The organism is Caulobacter sp. RHG1, from assembly GCF_013181195.1.
Taxonomy (GTDB): Bacteria; Pseudomonadota; Alphaproteobacteria; order Caulobacterales; family Caulobacteraceae; genus Caulobacter.
Genome location: NZ_SMZP01000009.1, coordinates 95,863 through 115,026 on the forward strand (window position 1 = coordinate 95,863; position 19,164 = coordinate 115,026).

The 19,164-nt window shown below is 67.9% G+C and carries 11 protein-coding genes; 8 read left to right on the top strand and 3 right to left on the bottom strand.

Annotation, left to right across the window (positions count from 1 at the left end):
* From E1H18_RS26975 to E1H18_RS22400, 5 genes are all read left to right on the top strand, one after another.
* Entirely contained in the window at positions 1-966 is a 966-nt protein-coding gene (locus tag E1H18_RS26975) for a FecR domain-containing protein (RefSeq protein WP_172272998.1), read from the top strand.
* Positions 967-1,069: 103 nt separating this feature from the next.
* A complete protein-coding gene (locus tag E1H18_RS22385) occupies positions 1,070-4,351 on the top strand; it encodes a TonB-dependent receptor (protein WP_370526576.1) in 3,282 nt (1,093 codons plus the stop codon).
* A gap of 321 nt (positions 4,352-4,672) precedes the next feature.
* Entirely contained in the window at positions 4,673-5,728 is a 1,056-nt protein-coding gene (locus tag E1H18_RS22390) for a purine nucleoside permease (protein WP_172273001.1), read from the top strand.
* Positions 5,729-5,943: 215 nt separating this feature from the next.
* Positions 5,944-9,186, top strand: coding sequence for a TonB-dependent receptor (locus E1H18_RS22395; RefSeq protein ID WP_172273004.1), 3,243 nt, complete (start codon positions 5,944-5,946; stop codon positions 9,184-9,186).
* A gap of 64 nt (positions 9,187-9,250) precedes the next feature.
* On the top strand, positions 9,251-10,864 hold the full coding sequence (locus E1H18_RS22400) for an adenosine deaminase (RefSeq protein WP_241736155.1): 1,614 nt from the start codon (positions 9,251-9,253) through the stop codon (positions 10,862-10,864).
* Positions 10,865-10,885: 21 nt separating this feature from the next.
* Here the strand turns inward: E1H18_RS22400 and E1H18_RS22405 are convergent, their stop codons facing one another.
* Positions 10,886-12,244: an NCS2 family permease gene (locus tag E1H18_RS22405; RefSeq protein WP_172273007.1), complete on the bottom strand. Its 1,359-nt coding sequence runs from the start codon at positions 12,242-12,244 to the stop codon at positions 10,886-10,888.
* A 172-nt stretch (positions 12,245-12,416) separates the two neighbouring features.
* Between E1H18_RS22405 and E1H18_RS22410 the strand changes: the two genes are divergently transcribed.
* On the top strand, positions 12,417-13,397 hold the full coding sequence (locus E1H18_RS22410) for a hypothetical protein (protein WP_172273010.1): 981 nt from the start codon (positions 12,417-12,419) through the stop codon (positions 13,395-13,397).
* 2 nt (positions 13,398-13,399) lie between these two features.
* Here E1H18_RS22410 and E1H18_RS22415 read toward each other — a convergent pair whose 3' ends face one another.
* Both E1H18_RS22415 and E1H18_RS22420 read right to left on the bottom strand, forming a co-directional pair.
* Positions 13,400-14,527, bottom strand: coding sequence for a PepSY domain-containing protein (locus E1H18_RS22415; protein WP_172273013.1), 1,128 nt, complete (start codon positions 14,525-14,527; stop codon positions 13,400-13,402).
* A complete protein-coding gene (locus tag E1H18_RS22420) occupies positions 14,527-16,707 on the bottom strand; it encodes a TonB-dependent receptor (protein ID WP_172273016.1) in 2,181 nt (726 codons plus the stop codon). Before E1H18_RS22420 ends, E1H18_RS22415 begins: the two co-directional genes overlap by 1 nt.
* Positions 16,708-16,895: 188 nt before the next feature.
* Here E1H18_RS22420 and E1H18_RS22425 point away from each other — a divergent pair, with 188 nt between their 5' ends.
* Both E1H18_RS22425 and E1H18_RS22430 read left to right on the top strand, forming a co-directional pair.
* Positions 16,896-18,947 carry a carbon starvation CstA family protein gene (locus tag E1H18_RS22425; RefSeq protein ID WP_172273019.1) on the top strand — a complete coding sequence of 684 codons (2,052 nt, stop codon included), beginning with the start codon at positions 16,896-16,898 and terminating at the stop codon, positions 18,945-18,947.
* Positions 18,940-19,164 (top strand): CstA-like transporter-associated (seleno)protein, encoded by a 225-nt coding sequence (locus E1H18_RS22430; protein ID WP_172273022.1) that lies wholly within the window; start codon positions 18,940-18,942, stop codon positions 19,162-19,164. Before E1H18_RS22425 ends, E1H18_RS22430 begins: the two co-directional genes overlap by 8 nt.

Here is a 19,164-nt window from a genome sequence, read left to right on the forward strand (position 1 = left end):
GTGAAGCGGCAGACCGCGCAGGAGATCGAGGCTGACGCCCTGGACTGGGTGATGGCCCTGGATCGCAGCAACGACGCTCGTTCGCAGCGGCGGCTGGACGCCTGGCTGGCCGGTGACACGCGCCGTCAGGGCGCCTTCCTGAAGGCGCAGGCGATGTGGGCGACCCTGGGCGAGGAGGCTTCCGGAGCCGAGGTCACGCCGCTGTTTCCTGCCGCCACGCCTCGTAGAGCGCGACGCGGCATCGACCGGCGGACCGCCATGGTCGGCGGCGGTCTGGCGGCCAGCCTTGCCGCCGCGATCGGTTTCGTCCTGAGCCCCCAGGTCTATCGCACCGAGAAGGGCGAGCAGCGGGCCATGCCGCTGGAGGATGGCTCGACCATCCGCATCAACACCGACAGCGCGCTGAGCGTGGCCCTGACCCGCGAACGGCGCAGGATCCGGCTGAAGGACGGCGAGGCCTGGTTCAAGGTCGCCCACGACAAGGCCCGGCCGTTTATGGTCGAGGCCGGCGGCGTGGCCGTCCGGGCCACCGGCACGGCCTTCGCGGTGCGGCGGGCCGAGAACGGCGTCGACGTGCTGGTCACCGAGGGCTCCGTCGACGTCTGGAGCCTCGACGCGCCGGATCGCAAGGTGGCGCTGAAGGCGGGGCAGAGCCTGTTCGTCGCCAATGCCGCGCCGGCCCCTGACAAGGCCCGCATCCTGGACGACGCCGGCGAGGTGCGCCGCAAGCTGGCCTGGCGCGACGGTCGCATCGAGCTGGATGGCGAGACCCTGGGCTTCGCCGCCGCCGAGTTCAACCGCTACAACCGCCTGCAGCTGCGGGTGACCGGCGACGCCCTGGCCGGCGAGCGCCTGTACGGCGTGTTCAGCGTCGACGACCCCGAAGCCTTTGCGCGGGCGGCGCAGGTCAGCCTGCAGGCCTCGGTCCAGCGGCCTTCGTCCGACGAAATCGCCATCTCCCGCTGACCTTCTGAAAAAAAGTTTGCGGCCCGCGTAAGGAAAATCGAGGGCCGGACATCCTTGGGTCAGGCGCCTGGACGGACGGCGCCGACCAACAGGGGATCTCTTCGTGAAATCGTTCTTCATGGCTGGCGTTGCGCCGGTCGCCATCGTCGCCTTCATGGCGGCGACGCCCGCCCTCGCGCAGGACGTTCGCTTCGACGTGCCGGCCCAGCCCGCCGCGTCGGGCGTCGCCGCCTTCGCCAAGCAGGCCGACATCCAGCTGATCATCTCGGCCCGCGACGCCGAAGGCCGCCGGACGAACGCCGTCACCGGGACCTTCACTGTACAGTCCGGCCTTCAGCGCCTGCTGGCTGGCGCTGGCCTGACCACGCGGATGATCGACGCCCGCACCTTCGCCGTCGTGGCCGAAGAGGGCGTGATCCGCACCGCCTCCGCCGAGCCCGAGATGGTCGAGACCGTGGTCGTCACCGGCTCGCGCATCGCCCGCACCGGCTTTGACGCCTCAACCCCGGTCAGCGTGCTTAGCGCCGAGGACTTTCGCATCTCCGGCACGACCAATGTCGAGGAGCTGCTGAACGACTCGCCGCAGTTCGTGCCGTCTACCAATGGCGGCGCCTATGGCAATGTGGTGCCCGGCGGTTCGGCCGACTTGAACCTGCGCGGCTTTGGCGCGTCGCGGAACCTGGTGCTGGTCAACGGCCGCCGCTTCACGGTCAACGGGCCCGAACTGGTCACCGACATCAACACGATCCCGTCGTCGCTGATCAAGCGGACCGAGATCGTCACCGGCGGGTCGTCGGCCGTCTATGGTTCTGATGCGATCACCGGCGTGGTCAACTTCATCACCCGCGACGACATCGACGGGATCGAGCTGAACGCCCAGGCCAGCTTTGACAGCCCGACCCGCACCCCGACCTACAATGTCGACCTCTCGGGCGGCCGCAAGTTCGCCGACGGCCGCGGGCAGGTCATCGCCTCGCTGAACTATCTGGATCGCGGCGCCATGACCCGGGCCGAGCGCGGCGACTTCGCTCCGCAGTGGATGGTTAATGGCTGCGTCACCGCCGCCAGCTGGCGCAAGAACGGGGTGGGCACGCCCATGACCGTTCCGGCCGGCTCCAATTGTCGCGCGGCCGGCGGCCTGCCGGGCCTGATCGCCAGCGGCAGCGGCGACATCCCCAACGGCCGCTTCACCGGCGTGCCGCTGCCCGGCTCGACGGCCTCGAACGCGGCGCTGAACGCGGCCCTGACGGCGGCGGGCCTGGGCGGGCTGGGCTCGCGCGGCTTCACCTTCAACGACGCGGGCAGCACCGTCCGCCCGGCGCTGACGCCGCAGGACGACTACAACCTGCAGCCCGACAACTACCTGATCGTCCCGCAGCAGCGGGTGATGTTCAATTCCTTCGCCCACTACGACCTGAACGATCGCGCGACGGTCTATGGCGAGGTCCATTTCAGCCGCAACAAGGTCGACCAGCAGCTGGCCCCGTCCAGCATCAGCGGTCCGTTCCTGTTCAACATCAACAACCCCAACCTGTCGTCGGAGATGCGCGAGGTCCTTCGTCAGCTTGATCTGAAGGAGACGAGCGCAACCACTGTGGTCACCGGCCCGACCTCGATGGTCAACCGTCCGGGCGACGGCCTGGCGGCCCTGAGCATCGCCCGTCGCCTGCTGGAAGTCGGCGTGCGTCGCAACATGACCAAGCGCGACGTCTTTCGCGGCGTGGTCGGCGTGAAGGGCGACCTGCCCGACGCCTCGACCTCGTTCCTGACCAACCTGTCCTACGACCTCTATTACAGCTACGCCGACACCCAGCAGACCGACACCCAAGCCGGCAACGTCTCGCGCAGCCGCTTCCAGGCGGGCCTGCTGTCGGCCAATGGCGCCGCGCCGCTGCTGAACATCTTCGGCCAGAACCTGTCCCAGGCGGGCGTCGACTCGATCATCATCGCCTCGACCACCAACGAGGTCGAAACCCGCCAGCAGGTGGCCGCCGCCAACCTGTCGGGCGAGGCCTTCCGCCTGCCGGCCGGCCCGGTCGGCTTCTCGCTGGGCGCGGAGTGGCGCAAGTCGTTCGCCGGCGTCTCGCCCGACGCCAACCTGGTGAACGGCGACGTCGTGGGCTTCAATCCCGGCCTGCCGTCCAGCGGCTCGATCACCGCCAAGGAGATCTACGGCGAGGTGCGCGCCCCGCTGTTGGCCGATCTGCCGCTGGTCCAGAACCTGACCGCCAACGCCGCTTTTCGCTATTCGGACTATAGCCTGAAGGGCATCGGCGGGGTCTGGACCTATCTGGGCGGCCTGGAGTGGCGCGTGAACCCGGACGTCGCCCTGCGCGGCCAGTTCCAGCGCGCCGTCCGCGCCCCCAATGTCGGTGAGCTCTATGCCGGTCTGTCGACCAGCAGCAGCGCCGCCGTCGACCCGTGCTCGAACCGTCAGCCGGTCGCGGCCCGCACCGCCGCCGTCCGCGCGCTCTGCATTGCCATGGGCGTGCCGGAAGGTCAGGTGTTTGGCGCCGGCGTTCAGCCCAACGAGACCATCACCGCCGTCTATGGCGGCAGCGATCAGGTCGGCGTCGAGGAGTCCGACACCAAGACCTTCGGCGTGGTGCTGACGCCGCGCATCGTTCCAAACCTGGCGGTCAGCGTCGACTATTTCGATATCGAGCTGAAGGGCGCCATCGCGCCCCTGGGCGGCGGCCTGAACAACACCCTGAACCTCTGCTACAACATCGTGCAGAACCAGAGCAGCGAGTTCTGCCAGGCCATCGCCCGCAACCCGCTGACGGGCGAGATCAGCAATCCCTATTACGTGCAGATCCGCTCGGCCAACACGGGCGCACTGAAGACCTCTGGCGTCGATTTCGCGGCTCGCTATCGTTTCGGCATGGACTGGGGCTTCGACGGCGCGAGCCGCTTCGAGGTGGCCAGTAACTGGACCTGGACCAAGGAGCTGGTCTCGACCCCGGTGCAGGCCTTCCCGAACGTGCAGAACAACTGCGCCGGCGCCTATGGCACCACCTGCGGCGAGCCGGTCCCGCGCCTGAAGGGCGTCACCCGCCTGACCTGGAGCAGCGGCCCGCTGACCCTCAGCCTGCGCGGTCGCTACATCGGCAAGGTCACGGTCGACACCTACGTGCTGCCCAGCCGCTCGGGCCTGCCGACGCCGGACCTGGCCGACCTGACCAACCCGGTGCTCAAGGCGCGCGGCTATCTCGACCTGTCGGGCGCCTGGGACGTCAGCAAGGCCCTGCGCCTGTCGGGCGGGATCGACAACCTGCTGAACAGCGATCCGCCGATCGTCGCCAACCCGCGGGCCAACACCTATCCGACCACCTATGACGCGCTGGGCATGCGCTTCTATCTGGGCGCCTCGATGAGGTTCTGACGGCGAGGGCGGCCGCGGCGTATCTCCCCCTCGCACCGCGGCCGTCCGATCCATCCAGGGGTTGTAGAACGTTTCCAGGCTTGGTGTTGAGGCGAGTCTGATTCTTCTGCGGGCGTCGCTCCGGGACGCCGCTGTATGCAGCAGGCGCAGGCGCCGCCTGCCCAGTCCAAGGTCACCACGAAGTAAGAGTTTATTTCACTTCCCTGCTTGCTTGACCCTGCTTCGGTCGAAGCCTTTGCATCCCATCAGGACACGCCATTGCGACGTCCGGGGGGCCGCGCTCGTGAGTGTTCACGCGGCCGAGTAGGGGAGTGAGTGAGCATGTTGAACCTGTCCGCCTGGACGCGCCGGTCGTTGCTGGCTGCGGCGTTCGCGGGAGTCGCGGCGACGTCCGCGCTCGCACAGGCCCCGGCCGCTCCTGCGCCTGCGCCCGCCACGGCGGCAGCGCCCATTCCGATCCGCGTCGTGGTCGTCACGGCCTACGCCCTGGAAGACAAGGCCTGGATGGCGCAGGCGCCGCAGAAGCTGGATTTCCCCAATGGCGTCGCGCCGTTGGGCTATGATCCGGCCAAGGGCGTCCTGATCCTGCGCACGGGCGTGGGCACCAACCACGCCGCCATCACCACCTTCGCTTTGGGCGCGGACCCGCGTTTCGACCTCTCCAAGGCCTACTGGGTCATCGCCGCTATCGCCGGGGTAAACCCGGACGAGGCTTCGCCCGGCTCGGCCGCGTGGATCGGCAACGTGATCGACGTCGACTTCGGCAAGTGGGTCGATCCGCGCGAAGCGCCGCCGGAATGGGTGGGCGGCTATCCGCCGTTCGAGCCGCCGCGCGCCGACCGGCCCAGCAGCGTCTACTATCCGCTCAACATCGGCCTCCGCGACTGGGCGTTCAACCTGACCAAGGACACGCCGCTGCCGGACACCGAGGCGCTGAAGACCGCCCGCGCGCCGTTTTCAAGCTTCCCGAACGGCTCCAAGCCGCCGTTCGTGCTGACCGGCGATGAAATCTCGGCCCAGGCCTACTGGCACGGCGCGATGCTGACCAAGCGCTACGCCAAGCTCACCACCGACTACAGCGGCGGCAAGAGCCGGTTCATCATGACCGCCATGGAAGACACCGGCGTAGCCAACGCCCTGCGTCGTCTGACGGCCGTCGGCAAGGCCGACTACGACCGCCTGGTCGTGTTGCGCACGGCCAGCAACTATTCGCAGCAGGCCCCAGGCGAGAGCCCGGTCGACAGCATGAACCGTCCCTATGCCGGGGTCGGCGACGCCGCCGCCTACGCCGCCCATGTGGTGGCCGGCAAGGTGGTCAACGAGCTCTCGGGCAACTGGGCCGTCTATCGCGACAAGATTCCCGGCGCCGGGAAGTGAAGACCTGAAACGGCGGACCGGCCTTCACGCCGGTTCAGCCGCGAGGACGCGCAACGGCGTCCCGACCGTTGGGGGAAGCAACCGGAGACTCTGACCTCGTGGCTTGCCGCGCGCCTCGTCGCGCGTGGACGCAGCCTGGGGCGCAGTAGGCGTAACGGCTTCAGTTCGGTGTGGCTCGGGGGGACCGCAGGCGCACCACCATCCAGGGGACCCAGATGCGACACCTATATGCTGCAAGCGCCATTGCGCTTGCCCTGTCAGCCACCGCGACGGCGGTGGTCGCTCAAGAAACGACTTCCTCGATCCGCGGCTCGGTCAGCGCGGCCGGCGCGTCCGCCGTCGGCGCCAGCATCAGCGCGGTGCACGAGCCGTCCGGCACGACCGCCAGCGCCACCACCAACAGCGCCGGCGCCTTCAACCTGACCGGTCTGCGTCCCGGTGGTCCGTACACGGTTACGGTGACCGCGCCCGGCTTTGCGCCGGTGACCTCGCAAAACCTCTTCCTGACGGTCGGCCAACCCTACAACCTGCCGATCGCCATCGGCGAAAGCCAGGTCGACGAGCTGGTGGTCACAGCCAGCCGCGCCGAGCGCTCAGGTCCGATGGTTTCGGTGTTCGACCGCGACAGCATCGCCAGCGTCGCCTCGGTTTCGCGCGACATCCGCGACATTGCCCGCCGCGACCCGTTCGCTTCGTTCAACCCCAGCACGCGTGGCGTCTCGATCGCCGGTCAGAACGGCCGCACCAACCGCTTCTCGGTCGATGGCGTGCGCTTCTCGGACAACTTCGGCCTGAACCAGGGCGGCCTGCCCAGCGCCCGGGGCCCGATCCCGCTGGACGCCGTCGAGCAGTTGTCGGTCAAGATCGCGCCCTACGACATCTCGGAAGGCGACTTCCAGGGCGGTTCGATCAACGTCGTCCTGCGCTCGGGCGGCAACAAGTTCACCGGCGCCGCCGGCTACACCTATTCCGACGACAGCCTGATGGGGACCAAGTCGAAGGGCAGTTCCTTCTCGCAGGAGATGACGTCGAAGACCTATAACGGCTTCATCTCGGGCCCGATCATCAAGGACAAGCTGTTCTTCGCGTTCGCCTACGAGAAGCTGAACGAGACGGTCCCTGCGGTGTTCGGCGCGCCCGGCACCGGCAACGCCGTGCCCAACCTGACCCAGTCCCAGATCGACCAGGTCAGCTCGATCGCCAAGAGCGTCTACGGCTACGACACGCTGGGCGTGGCCACCAGCCGTCCTGAAATGGACAAGAAGTGGACGCTGAAGCTCGACTGGAACATCAACGACAATCACCGCCTGTCGTACTCGACCATCCAGAACAAGGGCGAGACGGTCGCGCTCAGCGGCGGCAGCTCGTCGATCACGTCGCCGGGCCTGGGCCTGGCGTCCTACGCCACCCACGAACCCGAGCGGGTCGAGACCCACGCGCTGCAGCTGAACTCGACCTGGTCGAACGCCTTCAGCACCGAACTGCGGGTCAATTATCGCGACTCGATGAAAGCCCCGATCTCGTTCGGCTCGCCGGGCTACAGCGACATCACCGTCTGTCTGGATCCGACCTCGGTCGGCTCGCTGAACCAGTGCACTCAGACCGGAACGCCGCGCCTGGTGTTCGGCACGGAGGCCTTCAGCCACGCCGACATCGTCGGCCAGAAGCAGTACGGCGCCGAGTTCGTCGCCCGCTACAATCTCGGCGACCACGCCTTCAAGCTGCACGCGGCGTACAGCAAGCTGAAGATCACCAACACCTTCGTGGCCAATTCGCTGGGCACCTACTACTTCGACTCCGTCGCCGACTTCCAGGCGCGCCAGGCGGGCCAGCTGCTCTATCAGTACTCGATCACCGGCTCGCTCGCGGATGTCAGCGCCAGCTTCAACTACGACCAGATCACCTTCGGTCTGCAGGATAGCTACGACATCTCGCCGGAGCTGAACGTCACAGCCGGCGTCCGCTTCGACGGCTACAAGATGGACGACCAGGCGCCGCTGAAGCAGTCGTTCGTCAACCGCTACGGCTTTGCCAACAACGCCAATATCGACGGCAACCTGGTGGTCCAGCCGCGCGTGGGCCTGACCTGGCGCCCGACCGACCGTCTGACGGTTCGCAGTGGCCTGGGCCTGTTCAACGGCGGCTCGCCGGACGTCTTCGTCGGCAACAGCTTCTCGGCGGCCGGGGTGTTCACCAACACCATCACCGTCGGTCGCGCGGTCGGCGGCACCGGCTGCACCATTCCGGCCACCGTGGCCAATGCCGCGGCGATCTGCAACGCGGCGCTGAACAACGTCCAGGGCAACAAGATCGACCCGCTCGTTCTGAGCTATCTGCAAACCAACACCGCGGCCCTGGCTGCGTCGCCGACCTCGTTCATGTCGCCGACCTTCAAGCTGCCGGCGCAGTGGAAGGCCAATCTGTCGCTCGACTACATGGCCGACTTTGGTGAGCGCCTCGGCGACGGCTGGCGCTTCGGGGCTGACCTGTTCTACGGCCAGACCGACAGCGCGGCCTACTACATCGATCAGCGCCTGACCCAGGTCGGCACGGCCCCGGACGGTCGTCCGATCTATGCCGACACCTACACCAACACGGCCAACAGCGACCTGGCCATGAAGTACACCGACAGGGGCAAGTCGCTGATCGCTGTCGCCCGCGCCAGCAAGTCGTTCGACTTCGGCCTGGATACCGGCATCAGCTACACCTACTCGGACGTGAAGTCCCTGTCGGACATGGGCAGCTACGCCTCGGGCGGTTCGACCGCCAGCGGCACCTATGGCGGCCAGCCGATGTTCGACCCGAACAATCCCGCCTACGGCCGGTCGAGCTATGAAGTGCGCGACAACTGGAAGTTCAATATCGACTACAGCCACGCGTTCTTCGGCGACTACAAGACCAGCTTCAACCTGTTCGGCGAGCTGCGCTCGGGTTCGCCCTACAGCCTGACGATGAACACCACGGCGTCCAACAGCCGCTCGACCCTGTTCGGCACGACCGGCGGCACCAACCGCTACCTGCTGTATGTGCCGGACGTCTCCAGCATGACCGCCGACTCCAAGGTCACCTATGCGTCGACCGCGGTGTACGAGGCCTTCCGCGCCTTCGTGCAGGGCAACGATCTGGCCCAGGGCGTGATCGGCAAGAACACCGAAAAGTCGCCGGACTACTTCAAGGTCGATCTGCACATCGAACAGGAACTGCCGGTGCCGCTGCTGCCCTCGGCTCGCTTCAAGCTGTTCGGCGATGTCGAAAACGTCCTCAACCTGATCAACAGCGACTGGGGTTCGTACCGGACCTACAACCCGCTGACCTCGGTGGTGAACGTCGCCTGCGCTCAGCAGGTCGGCAGCAACTGCAACCAGTACTCCTACACCGCCTTCACGGCCCCGACCCTGCAGGCCAACGCTCAACTGGGCGTCTGGCGGATGCGTCTGGGCGCTCGCTTCGAGTTCTGATTGGTATAGCTTAAGCAACGGCCTCGGCGTTCGCGCCGAGGCCGTTTTCATATGGGGGAAGCGCATGACGTCTGCATCGAAGATGGACGCACACAAGATCACTCTGGCGGCGCTGTTCGCCGCGACCTGCCTGGCGTCGGGCGCGCCGGCCTTGGCCCAGACGGCGCCGGATCCCGCGCTGGACGCGGTCTTCGCCAAGGCCGCGGCTTCGCCGCCGCTGCTGCGCCTCCTGCTGACCAAGCTGCCCAAGGGCGCGGACCTGCATAACCACGCGGGCGGCGGCACCTATGCCGAGGACTTCATCGCCTGGTCCGCGGCGGCGGGCGGCTGCTTCTCCAAGACGACCCAATCCCTGGTCGCCGCGCCTTGCGGCGCCGACGGCAACGCCGATCTGGTGGTGCTGAAGGGCCTGCCTGAACGCGACCCCGACCTCTACAGCGACATTGTCGACGCGCTCTCCACGCGTCGGTTCGAGCAAGGCGTGGGCGAGCCGGAAATCTCCGGCCACCGCCGGTTCTTCCGCACCTTTGGCCGTTCGGGCCGGGGCGGGGGCGAAGACAAGGGCGTGCGCATCCAGGCCGAGGCCCTGCGCCAGGCCGCGCTCGACAACACTCTTTATCTGGAGCTGATGGCCGGCTCGAGCGCCTCGCGCGCGGTGATCGAAGCGTCGGCCGCGATCCCGTGGACCGACCCATGGGTCCAGACGAGCGACGGCTCGCCGCCTCAGCGCCTGGATGCGAAGATCCTGCAGGCGCGCCTGGACCAGCTGAAGCCGGTGATCGCCAAGGCTACGCCGGCCGCGACCGTCGGCGCCGACGCCAACGACAAGGCCATCGCCGCTCTCAATCGCTGCGGCACGGCCAAACCGGAGGCCGCTTGTGACGTCACCCTGCGCTATCTGCTGTCGATTTCGCGCCAGCGCCCGCCCGAGGTGGTGTTCGGCCAGATGGCCGCCGCGTTCGCCCTGGTGAAGGCCGATCCGCGCTATGTCGGCATCAACATCCTGGAGCCCGAGGACGGTCCGGTGTCGGTGCGCGACTACCGTCTGCATATGCGCCTGTTCGCCTTCTTCAAGACGCTCTATCCGGACGTGCCCCTGACCTTGCACGCAGGCGAGCTGGCCATGGGCCTGACCCCGCCGCGCGATCTGCGCTTCCACATCACCGAAGCGGTCGAGATCGCCGGCGCCAAGCGCATCGGTCACGGCGTGGCGGTCGCCTACGAGGACGACGCCGACAAACTGCTGGCGCGCATGGCCAAGGACAAGATCGCCGTCGAGATCAACCTGACCAGCAACGACGTCATCCTGGGCGTGAAGGGCAAGGACCATCCGCTGCCGCTGTACATGGCGGCCGGCGTGCCGGTGACCCTGTCGACCGATGATCTGGGCGTCTCGCGCAGCGACCTGACGCACGAGTACATGCGCGCCGTCCTGGAGCAGGGCGTCAGCTACGGCCAGCTCAAGCAGATGTCGCGCAACAGCCTGACCTACTCGTTCCTGCAGGGCGCCAGCCTGTGGGATGGCCCGTGCGCCAGGCTGAACGCTTCGACGCCGACCGCGCCCTGCGATGCGGTGCTGAAGGCCAGCCCCAAGGCGCGCGATCAATGGCGCCTGGAGCGGGCCTTCGACAGCTTCGAGGCCGAAATGAAGGCCATCGTCCCGAAGCTTGCCCCGTAGGGCTTTGAGTGGCGGCGGGCCTCAGCCCGCCGCCATCCAGACGAAGCGGGCCACGAACAGGCCGGCCAGCACGAACAGCAGCCAGTCGCCGCGCTTGGCCTGGCCGCGCACGATCTTCAGCGCCGCGAAGGCGGTGATGCCGAACGCCAGCCCGTTGGCGATCGAGAAGGTGAGGGGGATGATGATCAGCGTCAGGAACGCCGGCACGGCCATATAGGCGTCGTCCCAGTCGACCTCGGCCAGCGGGGCCATCATCAGGCCGCCGACGATGATCAGGGCCGGGGCGGTGGCCGCCGCCGGGGCCAGCTGAGCGTAGGGCGCGACGAACACCGCCAGCAGGAACAGGATGCCGGTCACCACCGAGGCCAAACCCGTGCGACCGCCGGCCTGTACGCCCGCGGCGCTTTCGACATAGCTTGTCACGGTGCTGGTGCCGGCCATGGCGCCGACCATGGTGGCCACCGAGTCGGTGGTCAGGATCTTGTTCAGGCCAGGGATCTTGCCGGCCGCGTCGACCAGGCCGGCGCGCTTGGTCACCGCCACCAAGGTGCCGATGTTGTCGAAGATGTCGACGAACAGGAAGACGAAGATGATCTCGATCAGGCCCAGGCCGTGCCCGCCGCCGAAGCCCAGGGCCCCGGCGATGTCCAGCTTGAACGCCGTCTCGGTCAGGGCCGTCAGGCTGTAGGGCTGGGGCGTGAAGTGCACCTGGCCGCACAGCCAGGCCACGATGCTGGTGACGACGATGCCGATCAGCAGCGCGCCCTTCACCCGCCAGGCGCTGAGGCCGGCGATGACGAGAAGGCCGAGCAGGGCCAGGGCGGGGCCGGGCTGCTTGAGATCGCCGATGGCTACGAAGGTCGCCGGGTTGGCGACCACGATGCCGGCGTTCTTCAGGCCGATAAAGGCGATGAACAGGCCGATGCCGCCGGCGACGGCGGCGAACAGGTGCACGGGAATGGCGGCGATGATCATCTGCCGAATGCCGGCCACGGTCAGCAGCAGGAAGATCACGCCCGACAGGAAGACGCAGCCCAGGCCGACCTGCCAGGGCACGCCCATCTGCAGCACGACGGTGTAGGTGAAGTAGGCGTTCAGACCCATGCCGGGCGCCAGGGCTAGGGGCACGTTGGCCACCAGGCCCATGGCCAGGGTGGCGAAGCCGGCGGCGATGCAGGTGGCCACAGCCACGGCGGCGACCGGCAGGCCCGCGTCCGACAGGATCGCCGGGTTGACCATGATGATATAGGCCATGGCGATGAAGGTCGTCGCCCCGGCCAGGATCTCGGTGCGCACCGTCGAGCCGCGCGCGCTGATCCCGAAATGACGGTCCAGCGCTGCCGTCTTTGCTGGCGCGCCCGGCGCCGTCTCACCACTCATGGCTATTCCCGATCCTTCACCGTGCCCCCGAGGAGGGCGCCGGTACGCCAATAACAGGGCAATTCACGGCAGATGCGCCGCTGGCCCGCGAAGAGGCGCGCGTCTCGGCGACGGGCGGCGGCCTTCGTGGCTAGACACATAGCCGTGTCGCGATGGCGTGGGGTTTTGCATAATGAAGCTGTTACTTACTGGCCTGCGATCGGCGGCCGATGCTGAAAGCGTTGGCGCGGTTCGCTCATCCCGCGGGCGCCTTGCCGGTCTGGCCCTGAAGCTCGCCGCCGGCATCGGCTTGGCCAGCGTGTTGGCGGCGGCCTCGGCGGCCTCGGCCCAGGTCGTGGCGACACCGCCGTGCAAGGCGACGATCGCTGTCATCGGCGGCACCTATCTGAACGACGCGCTGCTGAACTCCAGCTATCTCGGCGCGAAGTTCCGCATCCAGACGCCGGTCGGCGAGTCGCCCGAGATCGTCTGCGGCAAAGCCAATGGCGTCGACTTCTACTATGTTCACGGCCACGGTCAGGGCCGCTGGGTCGAGACCTGGACGGCGCTCTACAAGATGGGCGTCAAGGAAGCGATCGGCGGCGCGACGGCCGGCGGCATCAATCCCGAGATGAAGACCGGCGACTTCGTCGTGCCCAGCGACTTCATCGACTTCAATATCTCGCGCCCGCGCGGCCTGCCCAAGAGCATCTTCCCTGCTGGCGAGACCATCCTGCCGCGCTACGTGCCGGCGACCGATCCGCTGCTGGACGACATCCTGCTGGACGAGACCCGCAAGCGCCTGACCGGCGACGCGACCCGCAAGGTTCACAAGGGCGGGGTGGTGATCCAGGCGGCTGGCGGCCGCTTCGAGACCCCGGCCGAGATCCGCTTCTTCAAGCAGATCGGCGGCGACATGGTGACCATGAACGTAGGCTCGGAGATGTCCTACGCCCGTATGGTCGGCATCAACTACGCCAGCCTGGTGGTGATCTCGAACCCGGCCGAGGGCTTGGGAGAGTGGAAGTTCGAGGACCTGACCACGATCTACCGCGCGCTGAACAAGGTCTCGCTGGACGTGGTGATCGCCGCCTTGCCGCGCATCGCCGGCCTGGCCGGAAAGCCCCGGGTCGGCGACGCGCTTCGGGTGCATCCGGAGATGACCAGCAAGTAGCCTCAGGCCGTCTTGCCGGCGGCGGGCAGGGGTGTTGATTTGCCCTTGGTCGCCGCCTTCTTCTTGCGCTTGGGCAGGCCGCTGGGATTGCCCCAGAAGGTCACCACGGCCAGCGTGCCCAGCAGGGTCAGGGCCAGGCCCGACACCGTCATCACCAGGCGATAGGGCAGGCCGCCGACCTTGGCCGCATGCAGCGGGAAGTCGGCGTTGGTGATCCGCGAGCCCAGGGGCAGGGTCTGGGCGTCGCGGGTGGCGACCATGCGGCCGTCGGCGGGATCGAACCAGGCCATGGTCCGACCATTGGGCAGCCACTCTGCCTGTTGGCGCAGGCGCATCGAGATCAGCCCGCCCGCCTTGGCCGGTGGGGTGATGATCCGCACCTCGGCGCCGGGATAGCGGGCCTGGGCCGCGCCGATGATCTTGGCCCAGTCCAGGTTCTTGGCCGGCTTGCCGCCCTTGATCTTGGGCGCCGCCGAGGCCTTGGCCATCTCCGACGGCGCGGTGAACGGCGCGCGCAAGGCTTGCGAGAACCATTTCAGGTCCATGGTCGCGCCGGTGGTCAGGGAAATGATCAGCAGCGGCGCGACCAGCACGCCCAGGTCGCGGTGATGATGAACGATCGCCGCCCGCTTCATCATCCGCGGCCAGGCGCGCAGGTGGAACATCCGCCGGGTCGGCCACCACAGGATCAGGCCGGTGACGACGAAGGCGAGACCCGCCAGGCCCGCGATGCCGCCGATGGTCTTGCCCGTGTCGCCGGCGAACAGGTGGTGGTGAAAGTCGAGCAGCCAGACCTCGGGCCGCGCCCACTTGGACGTCCAGGCCATAACGATCGCGCCGTCCTGGTCGGTATAGGCGGCGCGTTCGCTGTCCTTGTAGCTGAGCCTGTGCAGCCCCTGGTCGGCGGACGCCAGCACGATCGAGCGCGGACGGTCTTGCGCGGCGAAGACCCGCGTCGCCGCCGCCGCCAGGCTGGCGGTGTCCTGCCGCTGGGCGTCGGCGGCATGGGGCACGGTGGCGCGCAGGAAGGCGTCCTCGTGCACCAGCAGCGCGCCGGTGAAGCCCAGGATCGCCAGCAGGAGGCCGATCAGGCCCCCCGTCCAGCGGTGCAGCAGGCGCAGGGTCTTCATCAGAAGCGCGTTTCCCAGCCCAGGGTCGCGGTGCGGCCGCGGCCGGCGTAGAACTTGTCGCGCGCGGGCAAGGTCGTGTCCGAGTGGTAGGTGATGTACTGCTTGTCCAGCAGGTTCTGGACGCCCAGCGACAGCGCCCCGACCGGCAGTTCGTACCGCACGAAGGCGTCGGCGACCGTGTAGCCGTTGAAATCGTCCTTCACCGTCGCGGTCTGCATGTTGCGCGACATGTACTTCTGCACCTGCAGGCGCAGGGCCCACTTGCCGGTCTGGTAGTCGGCGGCCAGGTTCAGGCGGTCGGGCGAGATGTTGGCGCCGTCCAGATCGGTGTCCATCTTGCCGTCGCGGTTGGTGTCGGTCTGGCCGCGCAGACGGGCATAGCCGGTCGAGACATCCAGGCCGGGCACGGGCGTGCGGGCCCGCACATTGACCTCAAGGCCCTCGATGGCCACGCCCTGGCGCTGGACGTCGAAGATGCCGCTGGCGTTGCGGACCAGGAACTGGCCGTACTTCGACTTCGACCAGAAGTAGGCCACGCTGGCGTCGAACGGGCCGCGCTTGAACTCGGCGCCGATCTCGCGGTTGTTGGACACGATCGGCTCGATCGCCACGTAGGTGTCGACGTCCTGGTTGGGGATGTTGATGCCGCGCAGGATCCGGCCCACGTCTGGCACCGTGTAGCCCTCGGCATAGCTGGCATAGGCGCGCAGGCCCTTGGCCGGCTCGAACACTACGCCGCCATTGACCAGGGTGGCCTTGAATTCGGGCGAGCCGCCGCCGACCTGGCGCGAGCCGTAGGAGGCCAGGGTGGTGAAGTCGTCGACCTTCAGCTTGACGTTCTCGAAGCGCACGCCGCCGGCCAGGCGCAGCTTGCCGTCCAGCAGGGCGTAGTTGCCCTGGATGAACGGGGCCAGGCTCTGGAACTTGGTCGGGGGCACCCAGGCGCGGCCCGTGGCGGTCAGCAACTGGGCGGTGGTGTCGGTCAGGGCGTCCAGGCCGGCGGTGGCGACCAAGCCCTCGATCCCCGGCACGGCGCGCTCATAGCTCATCCGCGCGCCCAGCTTGCGCGAGCGGTTGGCGGACTGGTCGAACAGCGTGCCGATCGGCGCGATGCTGGCGTCCTGGAAGGTGGCGCTGATGTCGCCGCCGAAGGTGTCTCGCGTGCGGTTGAAGAACAGCTGGGCGTTCAGCACGCCGCCGTAGAGGTCGTCATTGACCAGCGACGCCGACAGCGTCTCGACGCGGTTGGCGGCCGGGTCGCCGGGGACCTCGCCGCGGAAGGACGTGGTGGGCAGGCGCGCGGCGATGTTGGCGTCCGTGGGCAGGATCGCGCTGGCCGGCGTGCGCCCGGCGACCGGGGCGGTGATGTAGTCGCCGTCGCCCTTCAGCTCGAAGCGGCTGCCGACCACGTCCAGGCGGGTGCTGGGGCTGAGCTGCCAGCCCACGCGGGCGAACAGCGACAGGGTCTTGGAGTCCTGGACGTCGCCTTGGGCGGTGTCCATGCCGATGCGGCGGCCGTTGCCGTCATAGAAGGCGCCGCGGGTCTCATAGGCGACGCCGGCGGTGGCGTCGAACGCACCGCCGCGCCAGCCGACCAGGCCGGCGACCTTGCCGCCCACCGAGTCGCCCAGGTCGTCGCCGCCGCTGGCCTGGATGAGGGTGCGGCCCGAGACGCCGTCCTGCTTGGGCGGGCCGACCGTCACCTGGTTGACGACGCCGCCGGTGGCGCCGATGCCCTGCAGGGCGTTGGAGCCGTAGATCAGCTCCACGCGGTCGATGAAGAAGGCGTCGATCGTGTAGCCGTCGCGCGAGCCGTCGCGGATCGGCGTCGACTGCGGGATGCCGTTGATGGCGTACAGCGGCGAGCGGCCGCGCAGGCTCTCGCCCGCGCCCGACAGCTTCTGGCGCGTGGGCGAGAACGACGGCGACAGGGTCGAGACGGCGTCGATGATCGAGCCGCTGATCGCTACCTGTTGGTTGAGGGTGGCGTTGTCGACGACGTCCACGGTCAGGGGCAGGGCGCTGGCCGGCAGGATGGTGCGAGCGGCGGTGACCACGACCTGATCGACATCGCTTTCCTGGCCGCGGGTCTGGGCGGCGGCGGCCTGGGCGAGCGCCGCGAGGCTGAGGCCGGCGAGGCAAGCCAGCCGAAGGCGGGTGTGGGAAACTTGCTTGGTCATGACGCCCTCGGAACGGCCTGGATTCAAATGTCGCCGCCGTATGCTGTGATTGCGACTGATTTGCAATATTGAGAAACGCTCATTTGCTGGCCGTGACTTTGAAGCCACGCCTTCCCGGAAGCGGGCAAAACTCTTTAAGAACCTTCGGAGCGCGTCGCGGCCGGCGCGCATCGGGAGGATCCGCGATCGTGGGCAAGGCTAGGACGTATCTGGTGTTCGGGGCGCTGGCTCTGATCGGGGCGGTCTCGTTCGGCGTCGTCGCGCTCAATCGCGGCGAAAGCGTCAACGCCATCTGGTTGGTGACCGCCGCGCTCTGCACCTATGTGGTCGCCTATCGGTTCTATGCCCGCTTCATCGCGACCAAGGTTCTGCGCCTGGACGCCTTACGGCCGACGCCGGCGGTGCGCCGCGACGATGGCCTGGACTATGTGCCGACGCCCCGCAACGTGCTGTTTGGTCACCACTTCGCCGCCATCGCCGGGGCGGGGCCGCTGGTCGGTCCGGTGCTGGCCGCCCAGATGGGCTATCTGCCCGGCGTGATCTGGATCCTGGTCGGGGCGGTGGTCGCCGGCGCCGTGCAGGACATGATGGTCCTCTTCATGTCCACCCGTCGCGATGGCAAGTCGCTGGGCGACATGATCCGCAACGAGATGGGCCCGATCCCCGGCGTCATCGCCCAGATCGGCGTGCTGATGATCATGGTCATCATTCTGGCCGTGCTGGCCCTGGTGGTGGTCAAGGCGCTGGCCGAGAGCCCCTGGGGCGCGTTCACCGTCGCCGCCACCATCCCGATCGCCATCTTCATGGGCCTCTACACCCGCTACCTGCGGCCGGGCCGGGTAGGGGAGGTTTCGCTGATCGGCGTCGTCCTGCTGGTGCTGGCGATCATCGGCGGCGGCCATGTGGCGACGCACCCGACCTTGGGTCCGGCCTTCACCCTCACGGGCCCGACTCTGGCGGTGGCGATGATGGCCTATGGCTTCGTCGCCTCGGTGATCCCGGTGTGGCTGCTGCTGGCCCCGCGAGATTACCTGTCGACCTTCCTGAAGATCGGCGCGATCGCCGGCCTGGCGGTCGGCATCCTGATCGTTCGCCCGCACATCCAGATGCCGGCCGTGACGCCGTTCATCGATGGGACGGGCCCGGTGTTCGCCGGCGCGCTGTTCCCGTTCCTGTTCATCACCATCGCCTGTGGCGCGGTTTCGGGCTTCCACGCCCTGATCTCCTCGGGCACCACGCCCAAGCTGCTGGAGAACGAGAGCCAGATCCCGCTGATCGGCTACGGCGCCATGCTGTGCGAGAGCTTCGTGGCCGTCATGGCCCTGATCGCCGCCACGGTGCTGGATCCGGCGGTCTATTTCTCGATGAACAGCCCGGTCGCGGTGATCGGCAAGGACGCCGCCAGCGCTGCGGCCGCCGTCGCCCAGTGGGGCTTCCACATCATGCCGGGAGAGTTGGAGCAGATCGCCCGCGACGTCGGCGAGCACTCCATCCTGTCGCGGGCCGGCGGCGCGCCGACCCTGGCGGTGGGCATGGCTCACATCCTGTCATCGGTGATCGGCGGCAAGGCGATGATGGCCTTCTGGTACCACTTCGCCATCCTGTTCGAGGCGCTGTTCATCCTGACAACGGTCGACGCCGGCACTCGCGTTTGCCGCTTTATGGTTCAGGACCTGCTGGGTCTGGCCGTGCCGAAGATGCGCGAGACCCAGTCCTGGACCGCCAATGTCGCGGCCACGGCCCTGACGGTCGGTCTTTGGGGCTATTTCCTCTACACCGGCGTGGTCGATCCGCTGGGCGGCATCAACAGCCTGTGGCCGCTGTTCGGCATCGCCAACCAGATGCTGGCGGCGGTGGCGCTGATCCTGGGGACGGTCGTGCTCTTCAAGATGAAGCAACAGCGCTACGCCTGGGTCACCGCTGTGCCGACGGTGTGGCTGCTGATCTGCACCCTGACCGCGGGTCTGCAGAAGCTGTTTCATCCGGACGTTCGCGTCGGCTTCCTGGCCCATGCGCGCCAGTACCAGGCGGCCCTGAGCGACGATCGCGTCCTGGGTCCGGCCAAGACGGCGGCTGACATGCACCGGGTCATCGTCAACGATTATGTCAATTCGGCGCTGACGGCGGGCTTCCTGTTCGTGGTGGTGGTCGTGACGCTGTACGGCGTCGGCGCCTGCCTAAAGGCCCTGCGCGCCGACGGTCCGACGGTGCGCGAGATCCCTGAGGCGGCCCATGCGTGACGACCTCTTCTGCCGTTGCCGGGATGTGGCGATCTCGTGGGGCAAGACGGCGCAGCGGACGGCCAATCTGATGATCGGCCAGCCCGACTACGACGCCTATGTCCGCCATGCCGCCAGCCGCCATCCCGATGATCCGCCGATGGACCGCACCGCCTTCTTCCGCTTGCACGAGGCCCGGCGGTTCGGCGCAGGGGGCGGCGGCTTCCGCTGCTGTTGA

Coding starts and splice junctions, on each gene's coding strand:
- E1H18_RS22390 (WP_172273001.1), top strand. CDS start 4,673: ATGTTGAACCTGTCCGCCTGGACGCGCCGGTCGTTGCTGGCTGCGGCG.
- E1H18_RS22395 (WP_172273004.1), top strand. CDS start 5,944: ATGCGACACCTATATGCTGCAAGCGCCATTGCGCTTGCCCTGTCAGCC.
- E1H18_RS22400 (WP_241736155.1), top strand. CDS start 9,251: ATGACGTCTGCATCGAAGATGGACGCACACAAGATCACTCTGGCGGCG.
- E1H18_RS22405 (WP_172273007.1), bottom strand. CDS start 12,244: ATGAGTGGTGAGACGGCGCCGGGCGCGCCAGCAAAGACGGCAGCGCTG.
- E1H18_RS22410 (WP_172273010.1), top strand. CDS start 12,417: ATGAAGCTGTTACTTACTGGCCTGCGATCGGCGGCCGATGCTGAAAGC.
- E1H18_RS22415 (WP_172273013.1), bottom strand. CDS start 14,527: ATGAAGACCCTGCGCCTGCTGCACCGCTGGACGGGGGGCCTGATCGGC.
- E1H18_RS22420 (WP_172273016.1), bottom strand. CDS start 16,707: ATGACCAAGCAAGTTTCCCACACCCGCCTTCGGCTGGCTTGCCTCGCC.
- E1H18_RS22430 (WP_172273022.1), top strand. CDS start 18,940: ATGCGTGACGACCTCTTCTGCCGTTGCCGGGATGTGGCGATCTCGTGG.